The sequence below is a fragment of the Actinomadura kijaniata genome (assembly GCF_014138665.1).
GTDB lineage: Bacteria > Actinomycetota > Actinomycetes > Streptosporangiales > Streptosporangiaceae > Spirillospora > Spirillospora kijaniata.
This window is the reverse complement of the sequence record NZ_JACJIA010000001.1, coordinates 395,375-410,859: the sequence shown is the minus strand read 5'-3', so window position 1 is coordinate 410,859 and position 15,485 is coordinate 395,375. Positions and strand designations below refer to the sequence as shown.

General features: G+C 74.6%; 15 protein-coding genes. 6 read left to right on the top strand and 9 right to left on the bottom strand.

Translation table 11 applies throughout. The annotated features are described in order from the left end of the window. The first annotated feature begins 40 nt into the window (after positions 1-40). The gene (locus HNR61_RS01825) at positions 41-1,354 is read left to right on the top strand and encodes a magnesium transporter MgtE N-terminal domain-containing protein (protein WP_182841361.1); all 1,314 of its coding nucleotides are present in this window, start codon (positions 41-43) and stop codon (positions 1,352-1,354) included. Further along, positions 1,351-1,839 (top strand): DUF1003 domain-containing protein, encoded by a 489-nt coding sequence (locus tag HNR61_RS01820; RefSeq protein ID WP_182841360.1) that lies wholly within the window; start codon positions 1,351-1,353, stop codon positions 1,837-1,839. The genes HNR61_RS01825 and HNR61_RS01820 overlap by 4 nt, the downstream gene beginning before the upstream one ends. Positions 1,840-1,849: 10 nt before the next feature. Here HNR61_RS01820 and HNR61_RS01815 read toward each other — a convergent pair whose 3' ends face one another. Next, complete coding sequence (locus HNR61_RS01815; RefSeq protein ID WP_312897720.1) at positions 1,850-2,317, bottom strand: MarR family winged helix-turn-helix transcriptional regulator; 468 nt, start codon at positions 2,315-2,317, stop codon at positions 1,850-1,852. Between the two features lie 138 nt (positions 2,318-2,455). Here HNR61_RS01815 and HNR61_RS01810 point away from each other — a divergent pair, with 138 nt between their 5' ends. Continuing rightward, complete coding sequence (locus HNR61_RS01810) at positions 2,456-3,598, top strand: Mrp/NBP35 family ATP-binding protein (protein ID WP_182841358.1); 1,143 nt, start codon at positions 2,456-2,458, stop codon at positions 3,596-3,598. A 79-nt stretch (positions 3,599-3,677) separates the two neighbouring features. Here the strand turns inward: HNR61_RS01810 and HNR61_RS01805 are convergent, their stop codons facing one another. The 5 genes from HNR61_RS01805 to sigE all read right to left on the bottom strand — a co-directional run bounded on the left by HNR61_RS01805 (position 3,678) and on the right by sigE (position 8,390). Beyond that, positions 3,678-4,034 (bottom strand): sec-independent translocase, encoded by a 357-nt coding sequence (locus tag HNR61_RS01805; RefSeq protein WP_182841357.1) that lies wholly within the window; start codon positions 4,032-4,034, stop codon positions 3,678-3,680. Positions 4,035-4,129: 95 nt separating this feature from the next. Then, entirely contained in the window at positions 4,130-5,914 is a 1,785-nt protein-coding gene (locus HNR61_RS01800; protein WP_182841356.1) for a S1C family serine protease, read from the bottom strand. Between the two features lie 84 nt (positions 5,915-5,998). Next, complete coding sequence (locus tag HNR61_RS01795; protein ID WP_312897719.1) at positions 5,999-7,069, bottom strand: MucB/RseB C-terminal domain-containing protein; 1,071 nt, start codon at positions 7,067-7,069, stop codon at positions 5,999-6,001. Then, positions 7,066-7,668 (bottom strand): anti-sigma factor family protein, encoded by a 603-nt coding sequence (locus HNR61_RS47250; protein WP_182841355.1) that lies wholly within the window; start codon positions 7,666-7,668, stop codon positions 7,066-7,068. Before HNR61_RS47250 ends, HNR61_RS01795 begins: the two co-directional genes overlap by 4 nt. 62 nt (positions 7,669-7,730) lie before the next feature. Beyond that, positions 7,731-8,390 (bottom strand): RNA polymerase sigma factor SigE, encoded by a 660-nt coding sequence (gene sigE, locus HNR61_RS01785; protein ID WP_220508853.1) that lies wholly within the window; start codon positions 8,388-8,390, stop codon positions 7,731-7,733. A 214-nt stretch (positions 8,391-8,604) separates the two neighbouring features. On the opposite strand from sigE, the gene HNR61_RS01780 reads away from it, so the two are divergent. Together HNR61_RS01780 and HNR61_RS01775 are read left to right on the top strand one after the other, a co-directional pair. Continuing rightward, a complete protein-coding gene (locus HNR61_RS01780) occupies positions 8,605-9,207 on the top strand; it encodes an O-methyltransferase (protein ID WP_182841354.1) in 603 nt (200 codons plus the stop codon). Positions 9,208-9,471: 264 nt separating this feature from the next. Beyond that, positions 9,472-10,083 (top strand): hypothetical protein, encoded by a 612-nt coding sequence (locus tag HNR61_RS01775; protein WP_182841353.1) that lies wholly within the window; start codon positions 9,472-9,474, stop codon positions 10,081-10,083. 18 nt (positions 10,084-10,101) lie between these two features. On the opposite strand, the gene HNR61_RS01770 is transcribed toward HNR61_RS01775, so the two are convergent. Both HNR61_RS01770 and HNR61_RS01765 read right to left on the bottom strand, forming a co-directional pair. Next, positions 10,102-11,559 carry a leucyl aminopeptidase gene (locus tag HNR61_RS01770; RefSeq protein ID WP_182841352.1) on the bottom strand — a complete coding sequence of 486 codons (1,458 nt, stop codon included), beginning with the start codon at positions 11,557-11,559 and terminating at the stop codon, positions 10,102-10,104. 212 nt (positions 11,560-11,771) lie between these two features. After that, positions 11,772-11,939 carry a DUF3117 domain-containing protein gene (locus HNR61_RS01765; protein ID WP_084000917.1) on the bottom strand — a complete coding sequence of 56 codons (168 nt, stop codon included), beginning with the start codon at positions 11,937-11,939 and terminating at the stop codon, positions 11,772-11,774. Positions 11,940-12,258: 319 nt separating this feature from the next. Here HNR61_RS01765 and HNR61_RS01760 point away from each other — a divergent pair, with 319 nt between their 5' ends. Beyond that, complete coding sequence (locus HNR61_RS01760) at positions 12,259-13,059, top strand: enoyl-CoA hydratase-related protein (RefSeq protein ID WP_182841351.1); 801 nt, start codon at positions 12,259-12,261, stop codon at positions 13,057-13,059. 16 nt (positions 13,060-13,075) lie between these two features. Here the strand turns inward: HNR61_RS01760 and HNR61_RS01755 are convergent, their stop codons facing one another. Further along, positions 13,076-15,484, bottom strand: a complete 2,409-nt coding sequence (locus HNR61_RS01755; protein WP_182841350.1) for a SpoIIE family protein phosphatase — start codon at positions 15,482-15,484, stop codon at positions 13,076-13,078. Between the last annotated feature and the right edge of the window lies 1 nt (position 15,485).

Below are 15,485 nucleotides of genomic sequence, written 5' to 3'. Positions count from 1 at the left end.
ATTCCGGATGACCATAACGATCACGGGTAGTGTCCCCACCATGAGCGGACCTCCAACACGTGTGTTCACCGCCCGGTTGGCCGGGATCGCCGTGTTCGATCCCGCCGGCGACCAGGTCGGACGGGTGCGCGACGTCGTGGTGGCGCTGCGCCTGGGGTCGCTGCCGCCGCGCGTGCTGGGCCTGGTGGTCGAGGTGGCGCCGCGCCGCCCGGTGTTCCTGCCGATCACCCGGGTCACGGTGGTCGAGGCCGACGCGATCGTGTTCGACGGGCGGCTCAACGTGCGCCGCTTCCAGCAGCGCGCCTCCGAGACCCTGGTGATCGGGGAGCTGCTGGACCGCACCGTGCGACTGTGCGACTCCGGCGACCCGGTGACCGTCGTGGACGTCGCGATGGAGCCGACCCGCACCCGCGACTGGCTCGTCACCAAGGTCGCGGTCCGGCGCGGGCGCGCCGGACGGCACGGGCTGCGCCGCCGGGGCGAGCTGGTGGTCCTGGACTGGAACGCGGTGGAGGGCTTCTCGGCCGTCGAGCACGGGCAGGGCGCGGCCGGGGTGATCGCGGCGTTCGCGAACATGAAACCCGCCGACCTGGCCGGGATCGTCCACGAGCTGCCGGAGAAGCGCCGCACGGAGGTCGCCGTGGCGCTCGACGACGAGCGGCTCGCCGACGTCCTGGAGGAGCTGCCCGAGGACGACCAGATCGAGATCCTGTCCAAGCTGGAGGCCGACCGGGCCGCCGACGTCCTGGAGGCGATGGGCCCCGACGACGCCGCCGACCTGCTCGGCGAGCTGCCCGTCGAGCAGCGCGAGCGGCTGCTGACGCTGATGGAGCCGCAGGAGGCCGCGCCGGTGCGGCGGCTGCTGACCTACGCCGACGACACCGCCGGCGGCCTGATGACCACCGATCCCGTCGTGGTCCCGCCGGACGCGACCGTCGCCGAGACCCTGGCCCGCATCCGCAACCCGGACCTGAACCCGGCGCTGGCCGCGCAGGTCTACGTGTGCCGCCCGCCGACCGCCACGCCCACCGGCCGCTACCTGGGCACCGTCCACTTCCAGCGGCTGCTGCGCGAGCCCCCGCCCGCGCTGGTCAGCGGCATCGTGGACACCGAGCTGGACCCGCTGCGGCCCACCATGTCGCTGGAGGCCGTCGCGACGTTCCTGGCCACCTACAACCTGGTCGCCGGGGCCGTCGTCGACGAGAACGGGCACCTGCTCGGCGCGGTCACCATCGACGACGTCCTGGACCACCTGCTGCCCGAGGACTGGCGCGAGACCGTGATGGACGCCGCCGCCGAGGAGGGCGCCGACCCTGAGGAAGAGGCCCTGCGCCGAGCCGAGGAGATCCGATGACGCCGCGTCTGGACCAGCCCATCGAGGTCCGCCGCACCCTGCTGCCCCGCCCGCACTACGACCCCGAGTCGTTCGGGCAGCTGTCGGAGCGGATCGCCCGCTTCCTGGGCACCGCCCGCTTCCTGGTCTACATGACCGGGTTCGTGGTGCTGTGGATCGGATGGAACGCCCTCGCGCCCGCGTCGTGGCGGTTCGACCCGTACCCGTTCATCTTCCTGACGCTGATGCTGTCGCTCCAGGCGTCCTACGCCGCGCCGCTGATCCTGCTCGCGCAGAACCGGCAGGACGACCGCGACCGCGTCCAGTACGAGCAGGACCGGGCCCGCAACGAGCGCGCGATGGCCGACACCGAGTACCTCACCCGCGAGATCGCGGGCCTGCGCCTGGCGATCAGCGAGGTCGCCACGCGCGACTTCCTGCGTTCGGAGCTCCAGCAGGTCCTGAAGGAGCTGGACGACAAGGACCGCTCCCCGAGCCTGTCCTAGGGACGGCCCGCTAGAGCCGGGCGGGCTCGCGCTCGTCGGCCAGCTTCTCCAGGATGGTCCCGAACTGGCGGAGGTCGTCGGCGTCCAGGCGGCTCAGCACGTACTCGCGCACGCCGCGCTGGTAGGTGGGGGTCGCCGCGGCCAGCCGCGCCCGCCCGGCCGGGGTCAGCACCGCGTACAGGCCGCGGGCGTCGCTGGTGCACGACTGGCGGTCCACCAGGCCCTCGCGTTGCAGCCGGTCGACCAGGCGGGTCAGGCCGCTGCGCGACAGCAGCACCCGGTCGGCCAGGTCGTTCATCCGCAGCCGCCCGTCGGGCGACTCGCCGAGGTGCATCAGCACGTCGTAGGACCCGAGCGCCAGGTCGTGGTCGGCCAGCAGATCCGCCTGGAGGCGGCGCGAGATCTGCGCCTGGGCGCGCAACATGGTCCGCCAGACCGTCAGTTCGGCGGCGGAGACGGGGTGGGACGGCGTTGTCACGTCCCGATGGTACGGCGCGCGGCGACCGGGCGCGATGCACCGCCCGGCTGGTGTCCCCTGGCCCCTGTGAGGTACCCCTCCCCCCGTATCCGGGACCCGCATGCGCGCGCACCCGCGTTCAGTCCATACCATGGACGCATGGCCTCCCAGTTGACGACCGAGCAGGTGACCGCGGCGCTCGCCACGGTGAACGACCCCGAGATCCGCAAGCCGATCACCGAGCTCGACATGGTCAAGAGCGTCGACATCGCGCCGGACGGCGCGGTGCGCGTCGGCATCTACCTGACCGTGGCCGGCTGTCCGATGAAGGACACCCTGACCCGCAACGTCAGCGAGGCCGTCTCCCGGCTCGACGGCGTCACCTCCGTCCAGGTCGAGCTGGACGTGATGAGCGACGAGCAGCGCAAGGCGCTGCAGACGAAGCTGCGCGGCGGCGAGCCCGCCCGGGAGATCCCGTTCGCCCGGCCCAACTCGCTCACCAAGGTGTACGCGGTCGCCTCCGGCAAGGGCGGCGTCGGCAAGTCCTCGGTGACGGTCAACCTGGCCGCCGCGCTGGCCGCGCAGGGCCGCAAGGTGGGCGTGGTCGACGCCGACATCTACGGCCACTCGGTGCCCCGGATGCTGGGCGTCGAGCACTCGCCGACCAAGGTCGAGGACATGATCCTCCCGCCGACCGCGCACGACGTGAAGGTGATCTCGGTCGGCATGTTCACCGCCGGGAACCAACCGGTGGTGTGGCGCGGCCCGATGCTGCACCGCGCGCTCCAGCAGTTCCTCGCCGACGTGTACTGGGGCGACCTGGACATCCTGCTGATGGACCTGCCGCCCGGCACCGGCGACATCGCGATCTCGGTCGCGCAGCTGCTGCCGTCGGCGGAGATCCTGGTGGTGACGACCCCGCAGCAGGCCGCCGCCGAGGTCGCCGAGCGCGCCGGGGCGATCGCCGCCCAGACCCACCAGCAGGTCGTCGGTGTGATCGAGAACATGTCCTACCTGACCTGCGCGCACTGCGGCGAACGCCAGGAGATCTTCGGTTCGGGCGGCGGGCGGACCGTGGCGGACGAGCTGACCCGGACGCTGGGCACCAACGTCCCGCTGCTCGGCCAGGTCCCGATCGACCCCCGGCTGCGGGAGGGCGGCGACGAGGGCCGTCCGCTGGTGCTGGCCGACCCCGACTCCGAGGCCGGCAAGGAACTGCGCGGCATCGCCGACAAGCTGGGCGGGCGCTCCCGCGGCCTGTCCGGGATGTCGCTGGGCATCACCCCGCGCAACAAGCTCTGACGAAGACCGCGGCGAAGCACTGAATTCGACGGGAAAAGCCCCGCCCCGAAACCGGAGCGGGGCTTTTTCGCGAGGTCGGTCAGGTGGCCTCGTTGTCGAACGGGGGGCGTTCGCCGTATTCCAGGTCGGTGCCGACGGCCGAATAGCCCGGCTCATCGTCGAAGACGGAACCGTTGACGCCGGCCGCCCGTTGGTCGTCGTCGTCCTCGAACAGGTGCTTCTGCACGAAACGCTTGGGGTTCAGGTCGGCGACGTCGAAATCCTTGAACTCCGGGCCGAGGCCCTCCTGCAGGTCGGCCTTGGCGGAGTTGGCCATCTGGCGGATCTGGCGGAGGGTGCGGCCCGCCTGCTGGGCCACCTGGGGAAGCCGCTCGCCGAAGATGACGAGTGCCAGGACGACCAGCACCGCCATCTCGCCGATTCCGACGTCAAACAAAACCTGTCCTCCGTATGACGCGCCGGGGGGCCGGCCCCTTTCCGGGCGCGGCCCCCCTAGCGTATCCCCCGTTCCGATGAACGGGTTCTTAACCTTCAGTTGGCGGCGGCCAGCGTGACCTCGACGGTCGTCTCCTTGCCGTTGCGGACGTAGGTGACCTTCAGCTTGTCGCCGGGGGCGCGGCTGCGGATCTGGGCCGACAGGTCGGCCGGGTCCTCCACCGGGCGGTCGCCCAGCTTGGTGATCACGTCGCCGGGCTTCAGGCCCGCCTTGTCGGCCGGGCCGCCCTTGACGATCGGCGGGACGCCGCCGGTCTCCCGGTCGGAGATCTTCACGCCGGGGCCCGGGTAGGTGGTGTTGATGCCGATGCCGATCTGGGCGCGGCGGGCCCGGCCGGTGTTGATGATCTCCTGGGCGACGCGCTTGCCGTGGTTGATCGGGATGGCGAAGCCCAGGCCGATGCTGCCGGAGGGGGTCTCGCCGCCGTCCATGCCCTGGCCGCCCAGCGTGGCGATGGCGGTGTTGATGCCGATCACGCGGCCCCGGGCGTCCACCAGCGGGCCGCCGGAGTTGCCGGGGTTGATCGCGGCGTCGGTCTGGATGGCGTTGAGGACCGAGGCATCGCCGCCGCTCTCGCCGCGGGTGGGGACCGCGCGGTTGAGGGAGGAGACGATGCCCGTGGTCACCGAGCCCTGCAGGCCCAGCGGGGAGCCGATCGCGATCACCGGGTCGCCGACGGCCAGCTCGTCGGAGTCGCCCAGCGGCAGCGCGGGCAGCGAGTGGTTGCCCTCGGGCTTGACCACGGCGATGTCGGAGCCGGGGTCGCGGCCCTTGATCGTGGCGGGCAGGGTCTTCTTGTCGTTGAAGACGACCTCGATCTCGCCGCCGCCCTGCGCGGCCGGGGCCACCACGTGGTTGTTGGTGACGATGTAGCCGCCCTGGACGATGAAGCCGGTGCCCGCGCCCTCGCCGGTCGCGCCCTTCACCCGGATCATCACGACGCTGGGCAGCACGCGCTGCGCGACGCCCGCGACCGAGTCCGGCGGGCGGTTCTTCACCGCGCCGCCGCCGCTGGAGGGGCTGCCCAGGTTGACCGGGCCGGAGTCGTCCCCGGCGACGGTCACCCCGACGCCCGCGCCGACACCGCCCGCGACCAGCGCGACGATCAGCGCGATCACGGCGAGCATCCCCAGGCCGGGGCCGCCCCGCGACCCCGAGGGGGGCGGGGGCACCGGCGCCCAGTTCGGGGGCTGGCCGAAGCCGCCGGGAGGCTGCGCCGCGCCGGGGGGCTGCTGGTTCATGCCGGGGGGCATGGCGCCCGGCGGCGGGCCCATCGGCGCGCCGGGCGGCGGGCCTATCGGGCGGGGGGCGCCGGGCGGCGGGGGCTGCTGGTGCGGCCAGCCGCCCCGCGGGGCATGCGGGTCCTGGTGGTGTGGAACGAATCCGGGCCGCTGCGGGCGCTCCGGGCCCGGCCCGCCCGGCCCGGGGGCCTGCGGGGCGGGGGGCTGCGGCGCGGGGGTCCAGTGCTCGACGGCGGGGGCCTCGGCGGGCTTGTCCAGCCGGACCGGCTCGCCGGGGGCGTCCGGCGGGGCGAACCCCGCCACCAGGCGGTCGCCCGGGACGTCGTCCCGCGGGACGTCGTCCTCCGGAAGGTCGTCCCGGGGCCCGTCGGCCTCCGGCCGCTCGCCCCCGGTCCTCGGTTCGTCGGCGGGTCCGTCCCCGGCGGGCGCCGGGTCGGCCGGGGTCTCACCGGTCACGGGCACCTCCTGGTCCACCAGCGTCGCCTGGGGACCCGTCGGCGACCGCTCGGGCTCAGCCTCGAACCCGGGAGCGGCGTCGTCCTGCTCCGCCGCGTTCCGCCCGCGGTTCTGTTCCGTCATCCCCATCTCTCCTACCGAGCATGGTTCCCTCAAGTCTTGGCGCCCATCGTGCCGTCGGGGGCATGTGATGAGCGTAAGGGCTCCTCAGTCGAACGGGTTCACCCAGGAGGCGATCCGCCGGGCCCCGCGGGCCAGCCGGGACCGCACCGCCGACCGGTCCGGGGGCAGGGCCCGCGCGATCGTGACGGCGGTGCTCTCGGGCGCCTCGGTCACGACCGTGTAGACGTGCTCCCCGTCGGACGCCAGGGCCCACTGGCGCAGGGCGTCGCGGCTGTAGACCGCCCGGGGCCCCCGCTTCCAGCCGACGAGCCGCCGATCGTCCAGGACTCCCCGCTGGACGAACACCGAAACCGTCGCCAGCCCGTCGGTGTAGGTGAGGTGCAGCACGTCCCGGCCGTCGGAGCGCCGCGCGTCGTTCAGCCGCAGCCGCCCCGGCAGCGTGTCGGGGATCCGCCAGCCCGCCGCGCGCAGGGCGGCCAGCTCGCCGCCGTCCAGGTGGTCGGTCCAGGGACGGGCGGCGGAGACGGTGCCGACGTCGGTGGCGGGGGCGCGGCCGGAGCGCAGCGCCATCGTCGTGTTCTCCGGGGGCCGGGTGACGCGCAGGTCGATGAAGCCGGACTCGGCGATCCGGCGGCCGGCCGCGTCGACCAGCTCGCGGCGCAGCAGCAGCCCGGTGTCGGCGTCCAGCCAGAAGCGCCCGGCGACGCCGCCGCCGGGCCGGTGCGCCTCCACGACGCGGGCGCGGCGGCCGCAGACCGTTCCGTCGGCGGCGCGGGTCAGCCGGTAGTTGCGGGCCAGCAGCGCCAGCGCCGAGGCGGTCAGGCCCGCGTCGGCGGCCCCGGTGTCGGGCCGGTGCCCGCGCGGGCCCTTCTCGTCGGTGAACGAGGTCCCCGCCCCCGGCGTGTGGACGACCTTCACCTGCGCGGTGCTGGCCTGGTCGGGGCTCCAGGTGGCGAGGGTCCGGGTGCCCTCGTAGGCGACGTTCCGGGCGGCGTCGACGGCGGCGGTCAGCAGCCGGAGCGCCTCGGGGTCGCCGCGCCGGGCCCGGCTGTCGGCGCAGGCGTCCCCGGACAGCAGGCCGGCCAGCAGCAGCGCCCCGGCCATTCCGGCGGCCGGGAGCGCGGCCCCGCGCAGCTCGTGGATCGGCGGTCTCACGGCTCCGGCGCGACCGGGACGCTGGTGGTGTCGGTGAGCGGGTCCGGCATCGGCGCGTCCCCGGAGACCAGGGCGTGCTCGATGGTGAACTGCTCGAACGCCGGGCTGACGGTCGGCCCGGCCGGGCGTCCCCCGGCCGCGTAGGAGACGGCGCCGAGGCCGATGGCCAGGGTGGCCGCGCCGACGGCGAGGGCGCGGCGGCGGCGTTCGGGGGACAGGGCGTGGGCGGCGGCGCCGGCGCGTCCGGCGGGCGCGGTGGCGCGGGCGGCGGGGCGGTTGTCGTGGGGCCGGCTCGCGCGGGGGCGGACCGGGCGGGCGGGACGGGCGGGCGGCGCGGGGCGTTCGGCGGGGGCGGCGGGCCCTCCGGGCTCGCCGAGCGCCATCAGCCTGGCCATGAAGTCCCCGGTGGGCGCGTCGTCGGCGCCCTCGGCCACCGGGAGGTCGGACAGTCCGCGCAGCCGGGACTTCAGCCGCCGCAGCGCGTCGGCCTCCTTCCTGCACCGGTCGCAGAACGCGAGATGGGCGAGCGCGAGCTCGCGCTCCTCATGGCCCAGCTCACCGTCGACCAGAGCGGTCAGACGCTCCCCCAGACAGCTCACGCGGCTCCCTCTTCGTCCCGTTCGTCACGCACCGGCGATCCAGAGGAACGCCGATGTACTTTCTAGGCGTCCACGGCCGCGCTGTCACGTCCGATGGCGCCGGCCCGGCGCGGCGCCCGGTGCTCCAGCGCGGCGCGCAGCTGCGCCCGCCCCCGGTGGATGCGGCTGCGCACGGTCCCCAGTTTGACACCCAGGGTCGCCGAGATCTCCTCGTACGACAGGCCCTCGATGTCACACAGCACCACGGCCGCGCGGTACTCGGGGGCGAGGGCGTCCAGCGCGGCCTGCACGTCGGCGTCGAAGTTGCGGTCGTCGAACGCCTGCGCGGGCGTGGGCTCGCGGCCCTGCAACCGCTCGGCGGCGTCGTCGGCCAGCCCCTCGAAGCGGATGCGCTGCTTGCGGCGCGCCCCGTCGAGGAACAGGTTCGTGGTGATGCGGTGCAGCCAGCCTTCGAACGTTCCGGGCGTGTAGTTCGAAAGCGAACGGAACACCCGGACGAAGACCTCCTGCGTGAGGTCCTCGGCGTCGTGCTGGTTGCCGGTCAGGCGATAGGCGAGCCGGTACACGCGCGCGGAGTGCTCGCGGACGACCTCGTCCCATGACGGGGGCGCCCATTCAGCCTCGGGTGCGTTGTCGCGTGCTCGTCCGGCCGCTGCGTTACCGAACCCCTGCCTGGGGCCGACCCCCACAGCGCCCTTGAGGGTAAGTGCTGCCACTCCCATGGTGTCGGGCTGTTCCTTCCTGGATGTCCAACACTGTCGCGCCTGGGCTGGGGCGGTGTCGCGACCGGACGCCGGAAGCGGCCGATCGTTCACTTAGAACGCGCTGAAACTCCAGTTGGTTCCCGGTCAGCGATAAGGTCTTCACCGAGCATGAGCCAGGCGGGGGTCCCGCGAGGAGGCAGCCATCGACGCCATTCAGGCCACCCTGGCCTACGTGGAGGAATTCCACCTCGAAGACGAGCCACTTCTCAACGCCCGGCGGCGGGGGGAGGAGGCCGGCGCGCTGCCCATCGGCCCGGCCGGGGGCGCGGCGCTGCGCTTCCTCGCGACCATGCTGAACGCCCGCACGGTCGTGGAGGTCGGCTCCGGCTGCGGCGTGTCCGGGATCTGGCTGCTCCGGGGGATGGCCAAGGACGCGGTGCTGACCAGCGTGGACGTCGATCACGAGAACCAGCGGCTGGCGAAGCTGGCTTACCGGGAGGCCGGGCTCGGCTCGTCCCGCACCCGCATGATCGTCGGCCGGGCGCTGGAGGTGCTGCCCCGGCTCACCGACGGGGCCTACGACATGGTCTTCTGCGACGCCGACCGGCGCGAGTACCCCGAGTACCTGACGGCGGCGCTGCGGCTGCTGCGGCCGGGCGGGGTGGTCGCGCTGGACAACGCGCTGTGGCACCGCCGGGGGTCCGACCAGGCCCGCCGCGACCCCGAGACGCAGGCGGTCCGCGAGGTGCACCAGATGATCCGCGAGGACGAACGGCTGGTCCCCCTGCTGCTGCCGGTGGGCGACGGCCTGCTGTGCGCGGTCAAACGCGACTAGGCCGTGTTTCAAAGCCCTGGCCCACGGCGCTCGCCTGGCGGCTCGCACCTCACCAGGGCTTGGCGAGCGCGACATCGCTTCGCGATCTGACCCGCGGGCCCTCGCCTCCGGCGTCGGGCCCGCAGGTCAGGTAACGCGCTCGCGTGCGCGGCTGAGGCCCACTTTGAAACAGGCCCTAGGCGTGCGCGGCCGGGGCCCACTTGGGAACGGGCCCTGGGCGTACGGACTGGCCGGGCGGGTTACCCTCCCGTAGGGTCCGCTGTCATGGAGTCCGCCGACCGTACGACCGACACGCCCGCCGAGCCGTTCCTGGTGCGCGAACGCCCCGGGTGGCGGGCGGTCTGGCAGTTCGTGGCGATGCTGGTCCTGGTGGTGGCGTCGGTCGGGTTCGTCGGCGGCGCGGTCGCGCGGGGCCAGGGCCTCGGCAGCGCGCTGTTCGGGGTGCTGGGCGCGGTCGGGATCGTGCTGTTCGGGGCGGGCCTGCTGCTGTCGCTGGGGACGCTGCTGAACCGCCGCCCGGTGCTGGAGCTGACCGCCGGCGGGGTGCGCCGCCCGGCGCGCTGGCCGCTCCCCCGCCGCGCCGACCGGGTGCTGCCCTGGGCGGAGGTGACGGCGATCGCGGCGCTGCGCCGGGGCGTGCACGGCACCCGCCGGGGCGAGCAGGACTACCTGGTGTTCCTGCCGACCGGCGAGCTGGCGGAGCTGGCCCGCACGGCGGAACGCCCGCAGCTCGTCGCGTTGACGCTGACCGACCTCCCGCACACGGCGCCCGCGGCCCGGTGGTGCGTGCCGGTGGACCGGGAGGCCCTCCCGCGGGTCGTCCGCGAGGCGCGGCGCCGCCGCGAGGTCCCGGTGATCGACCGCCGCAACCGGTGAGCCCGCGCCGTCACGGGGTCAGGCGGTCAGCCAGGACAGCAGCAGGCGGGTGGCGAAGCCCGTCGCGCCCTTGGTGATCTCGGCGTCGTCGCCGGTGGCGCGGCCCGGGCCGGCGATGTCCAGGTGCGCCCAGGGACGCTCGCCGACGAACGCCTCCAGGAACAGCGCGGCGGTGATCGCGCCGCCGCCGAAGCCGGGCTTGCCCACGTTGGCGAGGTCGGCCACGTCGGACTCGATCGCGGGCCGCAGGTCGTCGCTCAGCGGCAGCCGCCACACCGGCTCCCCGGCGGCCGTCCCGGCGGCGGTGAGCGCCTCGGCGAGCGCGTCGTCGTTGGCGAACAGCGCGCCGTGCCGCACGCCGAGGGCGAGCTTGGCCGCGCCGGTCAGCGTCGCCACGTCCACAACCGCGTCGGGGCCGAGCTCGGCGTCGGCGTAGGCGAGGGCGTCGGCCAGCACCAGGCGGCCCTCGGCGTCGGTGTTGAGGACCTCGGAGGTGGTCCCGCCGTAGTGGGTGATCACGTCGCCGGGACGCATCGAGGACCCGGACGGCATGTTCTCGGCCGCCGCGACCAGGCCGGTGACCCGGGCGCGCACGCCCAGGTCGCGCAGCGCCCCCATGACGGCGAGGACGACGGCGCCGCCGCTCATGTCGGTCTTCATGAGCTTCATGTTCTCGTTCGGCTTCAGCGACAGGCCGCCGCTGTCGAACGTGATGCCCTTGCCGACCAGCACGACGTGCCGGTCCGCGCCCTCGGGGGCGTAGCCGACCTCGATCAGCCGGGGCGGGCGGGCCGAGCCGGAGCCGACGGCCAGCAGGCCGCCGAAGCCGCCCTCGGCCAGCGCCTTCTCGTCGCGGACCCGCAGCGTCAGGCCGGACCGTTCGGCGATCTCGGCGGCGCGGTCGGCCAGCCAGGACGGGTCCTTGTCGCCGGAGGGGGTGTTGGCCAGGTCGCGGGCGGTCGCGGCGGCGTGCGCGCGGGCGGTGCCGCGGGCGATCGCCTCCCGGGAGGCGTCGGGCCCGGCCTCGGTGAGCACGGCCAGGGTCCCCAGCGGGCCCTTGGCCGGGGCCTCGCCGATCCGGAACGTGTAGGAGGCCAGCAGCGCGCCCTCGACGAACGCCGCCAGGTCGCCGCCCGGCACCCCCGCGATCAGCGTCCGCCTGCCCCTGCCCCGCCGGGCCAGCGCGGCCCCGGCCCGGCGCAGGTCGGCGGGGGTGGCGTCGCCGACGCCGTACAGCAGCAGCTCGCGGACCCCGTCCCCGACCCGCACCGGGGTGGAGACGATCTCTCCGGCCTCGCCCTTGGCCTGGTGCAGCGCCAGGATCTCGTCCAGCGTGAACGGCAGCAGCGCGGCGATCTCGGCCGCGGGGGCCTGCGGGCCGGACCGGACCGGTACCGCCGCGATCTCGGCGTCCCGTTCGGCCGTCAGCTCCGACAGCCGGCCGCCGACGGGCTCGACACGGGTCTCGATGGGCATGGTCGGATCCCCCTACCTCGGACGATGCTGGATGGTGCTGCGTGCCGTCCCGAGCACGGCGAAGGCCCCGGCGGCGTCGCCGGGACCGTCACCGTCGTGCTTCGGCGCGCAAGTGCGCGGGCCTGTTCCAAAGCGGCCCCCGGCCTCACCGAGACCTGGTGAGGTGCGAGCCGCCAGGCGAGCGCCGCGGGCCAGGGCTTTGGAACGCCGTCTCAGCCCACGACCTCCTTGATGGCCTCACCGAGCTCCTTCGCCTCGTCGGCGGAGAGTTCGACCACGAGGCGGCCGCCGCCTTCCAGAGGGACCCGCATGACGATCCCGCGCCCCTCCTTGGTCACTTCGAGCGGACCGTCTCCCGTCCGCGGCTTCATCGCCGCCATGCGTGCATCCCCTTCCTGCCTAGGGCCGCGTGGGGCCTCCGGGCACCGTTGGCCGCGTGGCCGCCTGTCGCATCCGCGTCATCAGTAGTGGTCCATTATCTCGTCTTCCGGGCGCGAAGTGGTAACGATCAGTCTGCAGATCGGAAGTCCGCGCATATTCCGCACCCCTCGAACACCGTGGAAGCCGCGCCGAAAGGCACGCGACAACGGCCCTTTGCCCTCTCTTTGCCCGATGTCGCACGGTCACGCCTCTTGCCCGCGGACTCCCGCTTCACCGATCGTTACCTGGGAGCGCCCCACGAGGATTGCGAGGACAAGGATGTTCGACGCCGCCCAGAACGGCCCCGTGCGTTATGCCACCACCGATGGTGTGGCCACAATCACACTTGACCGGCCGGACGCGATGAACTCGCTGACGGTCGAGACCAAGGAGGCGCTGCGGGCCGCCGTGGAACGCGCCGCGGGCGACCCCGGGGTGCGCGCGGTGCTGCTGACGGGCACGGGCCGGGCGTTCTGCGCCGGGCAGGACCTGCGCGAGCACGCCGACAACCTGGCCGCCGGGAAGGGCCTGGACGACACCGTCCACCGCCACTACAACCCGATCGTGCGGGCGCTGACGGAGATGCCCAAGCCGGTGGTCGCGGCCGTCAACGGCGTCGCCGCCGGGGCCGGGATGTCGCTGGCGCTGGCCTGCGACCTGGTGGTGGCGGCCGACACCGCGAAGTTCGCGACGGCGTTCACCGGGATCGGGCTGGCCCCCGACAGCGGCCTGTCGTGGACGTTGCAGCGCCTGGTGGGCCGGGCGGTGGCCACCGAGCTGCTGCTGCTCGGCGGCACGGTCACCGCCGACCGCGCCCTGCGGCTCGGCATGATCCACAAGGTGGTCGGACCCGAGGGCCTGGCCGCCGAGGCGGCGGGGCTGGCCCGCCGGCTGGCCGACGGCCCCACCCTGGCCTACGCGGCGGTGAAGAGGGCCCTCGACCACGCCGCCACCGGTGACCTGCCCTCGGCGCTGGAGCGGGAGGCGGAGCTCCAGGACGAGCTGGCGGCCACGGCCGACCACCAGAACGCCACCCAGTCGTTCCTGAAGAAGCAGAAGCCGACGTTCGAGGGCCGCTGAGTCCCGCCACCGGGGATCAGGCCGGGGGCAGGTGGACGCCGACGATGCAGGTGTCGTCGGCGGTGTCGGCGTTGCTGTGGGTCAGGAGGTGGTCCAGGCGGGTCTCCAGGGACGCCGCCGGGCCCCTCGCCGTGGCCAGCAGGTGCTCCAGGGCCTCCTGCATGGTGCCGTCGCGGCGCTCGACCAGGCCGTCGGTGTACATCAGCAGCACGTCGTCGGGCTCCAGCACGAACTCGCCCTCCTCGTACTCGGCCTCGTCCAGCGCGCCCAGCATCAGCCCGCCGACCAGCGGCAGCGTGGCCGACTCCCCCGCGCGCACCAGCACCGGGGGCAGGTGGCCCGCGCGGGCCCAGCGCAGCACGCGGGTCTCCGGGTCGTACAGGCCGCACAGGGCGGTGGCGGTGACGTAGTCGGTCAGGTGGTGGGCGACCAGGTTCAGCCAGCCCAGGATCTGGCCGGGGCCCGCGCCGGTGGCGGCCAGGCCGCGCAGCGCGTTGCGCAGCACGACCATGCCGGTCGCCGCGTCGATGCCGTGCCCGGCGACGTCGCCCACGCAGAGCAGGACCCGCCCGGACGGCAGCACCACCGCGTCGTACCAGTCGCCGCCGACCGCCGACTCCTCCTCGGCGGGCCGGTACCGCACCGCCACGCTCAGCCCGGCGGCGTCGATCGGACCGCGCGTCGCGGGCATGATCGCGCGTTGGAGCTGGAGGGTGAGGCGGTTGCGTTCGACCGCCTGCTGCTCGGTGTGGGCGAGCCGGTCGCGGGTGGCGGCCAGGGCCACCTCGGTCCAGTGCTGGGCCGAGATGTCCTGGTAGGCGCCGCGCACCGCGAGCAGGTGCCCGGCGGTGTCCAGGACGGGTTCGGCGACGATCCGCAGGTGCCGGACGACGCCGTCGGAGCGGTGCAGCCGGAACGCCGCCGACGCCGGCCGGTGGTGGTGCAGCAGCGTGCGGAGGAACCGTCCGATGGCCGGCTCGTCGTCGGGGTGGGCGTGGTCGGGCAGCTCGGCCAGGGGCACCGGCGACGCGGTCGGGGGCAGCCCGTGGAGCTGGAAGAGCTGGGCGTTCCAGAGGGTCTCGCCGGTGACGAGGTTCTCCTCGAACCCGCCGACGCGCCCGAGGCGCTGGGCGTGCTGGAGCAGGTTGGCCAGGCGGGCGGCCTCGTCCTCGATCCGCCAGGTCAGCAGCACGCTGTCGCCCAGGCGGCTGATGCTGACGGCGGCGGTGGCCGACAGCGGGACCTCGTCGACCAGCGCGTTCAGCACCATCCGGTCGGCGCGGAACGGCTCGCCGGTCGCGTAGACGCGTTCGATCTTGTCGAAGAGGCCGCCCTGCTCGGCCGCCAGCGGGTAGCACTCCAGCAGCAGCGTGCCGACGACGGCGGTGCGCGGCCGTCCGGCCAGGTCCGCGAAGTGGCCGTTGACGTGGTGGATGCGGAAGTCGGCCAGGGCGCCGCCGGCGTCGATGTGCGGGCGCAGCACCAGGACCGGGTCGTGCAGGCCGTCGGCGAGGTCGATCAGTTCCGGCAGGTCGCGGTAGGCGGTGGCCGGCAGGGCGGCGGAGGCCAGGCCGGCGGCGGGCCGGGTCTCCAGGGTGTGGGCGCACAGCTCGGCGAGCGCCTCCAGTTGCCGTTCCACGCGCGGCGAACGGTCCTCGGGAGCGCCGGGCCAGCAGACCTCCAGCACGCCGATCAGGCGGCCGCCGGTGCCCGCCGGGACGGCCACCCGGCCGCCGGCGCACTCGTGCAGCCCGATCGACGGCGGTCCGCTGCCGCCGAGGGAGTCCAGCCACACCGGCCGCCGCTCGGTCAGCGCCCGCCAGGCCGGGGTCACCACGCCCGGCGGGACGTACCGCCACCGCGTGGCCTCCTCCTCGGTGAACCCGGCCCAGCCCGCCAGGGTCAGCGAGCCGTCGCCGTCGGCCGCCCACACCGCGACGGCGGCGGCCCCCAGCGGGGCCAGGGCGTGCCGCAGCAGCGACTCGGCGACGGCCTGGGCGTCGGGCGCGGCCAGCGCGCCGCTCTCGGCGGTCCGCAGCCGCGCGGCCTGCTCGGCGGCCTGCTCGGCGGCGTGCTCGGCCTGGGCGCGGCGGACCGCCTGGTCGAGGAACCCGCGGGTCGCCTCGGCCATCCGGTCCTGCGCCGCCTGGTCGATGATCTCGGCGGCCAGCTCCAGCGGCGTCACGCCCGCCTCGTCGGCCAGCTCGTGCAGTTGCCGGGCGGCCTCGGCGGGGCCGCAGTGCAGCCGTTCCACCAGCACGCCCTTGGCCAGCTCGATGACGCCCCGGCCGTCGGCGGCGGCCTGCGCCCGCCGCACCTCGCGGCGCAGCCGCTCGACGGTCGCGGCCAGGCGGCTGACGCCGGAGACCGTGGTCGTCGGACGGTCGGGCGCCGGGGCGGCGGGCGCCGCGGGCTCGGATGCCATG

What these genes read in the sequence shown, in the direction of transcription:
- HNR61_RS01775 (WP_182841353.1), top strand. Translation starts at nt 9,472, where the DNA reads ATGGAGTCCGCCGACCGTACGACCGACACGCCCGCCGAGCCGTTCCTG.
- HNR61_RS01760 (WP_182841351.1), top strand. Translation starts at nt 12,259, where the DNA reads ATGTTCGACGCCGCCCAGAACGGCCCCGTGCGTTATGCCACCACCGAT.
- HNR61_RS01765 (WP_084000917.1), bottom strand. Translation starts at nt 11,939, where the DNA reads ATGGCGGCGATGAAGCCGCGGACGGGAGACGGTCCGCTCGAAGTGACC.
- HNR61_RS01770 (WP_182841352.1), bottom strand. Translation starts at nt 11,559, where the DNA reads ATGCCCATCGAGACCCGTGTCGAGCCCGTCGGCGGCCGGCTGTCGGAG.
- sigE (WP_220508853.1), bottom strand. Translation starts at nt 8,390, where the DNA reads ATGGGAGTGGCAGCACTTACCCTCAAGGGCGCTGTGGGGGTCGGCCCC.
- HNR61_RS01800 (WP_182841356.1), bottom strand. Translation starts at nt 5,914, where the DNA reads ATGACGGAACAGAACCGCGGGCGGAACGCGGCGGAGCAGGACGACGCC.
- HNR61_RS01755 (WP_182841350.1), bottom strand. Translation starts at nt 15,484, where the DNA reads ATGGCATCCGAGCCCGCGGCGCCCGCCGCCCCGGCGCCCGACCGTCCG.
- HNR61_RS01820 (WP_182841360.1), top strand. Translation starts at nt 1,351, where the DNA reads ATGACGCCGCGTCTGGACCAGCCCATCGAGGTCCGCCGCACCCTGCTG.
- HNR61_RS01810 (WP_182841358.1), top strand. Translation starts at nt 2,456, where the DNA reads ATGGCCTCCCAGTTGACGACCGAGCAGGTGACCGCGGCGCTCGCCACG.
- HNR61_RS01825 (WP_182841361.1), top strand. Translation starts at nt 41, where the DNA reads ATGAGCGGACCTCCAACACGTGTGTTCACCGCCCGGTTGGCCGGGATC.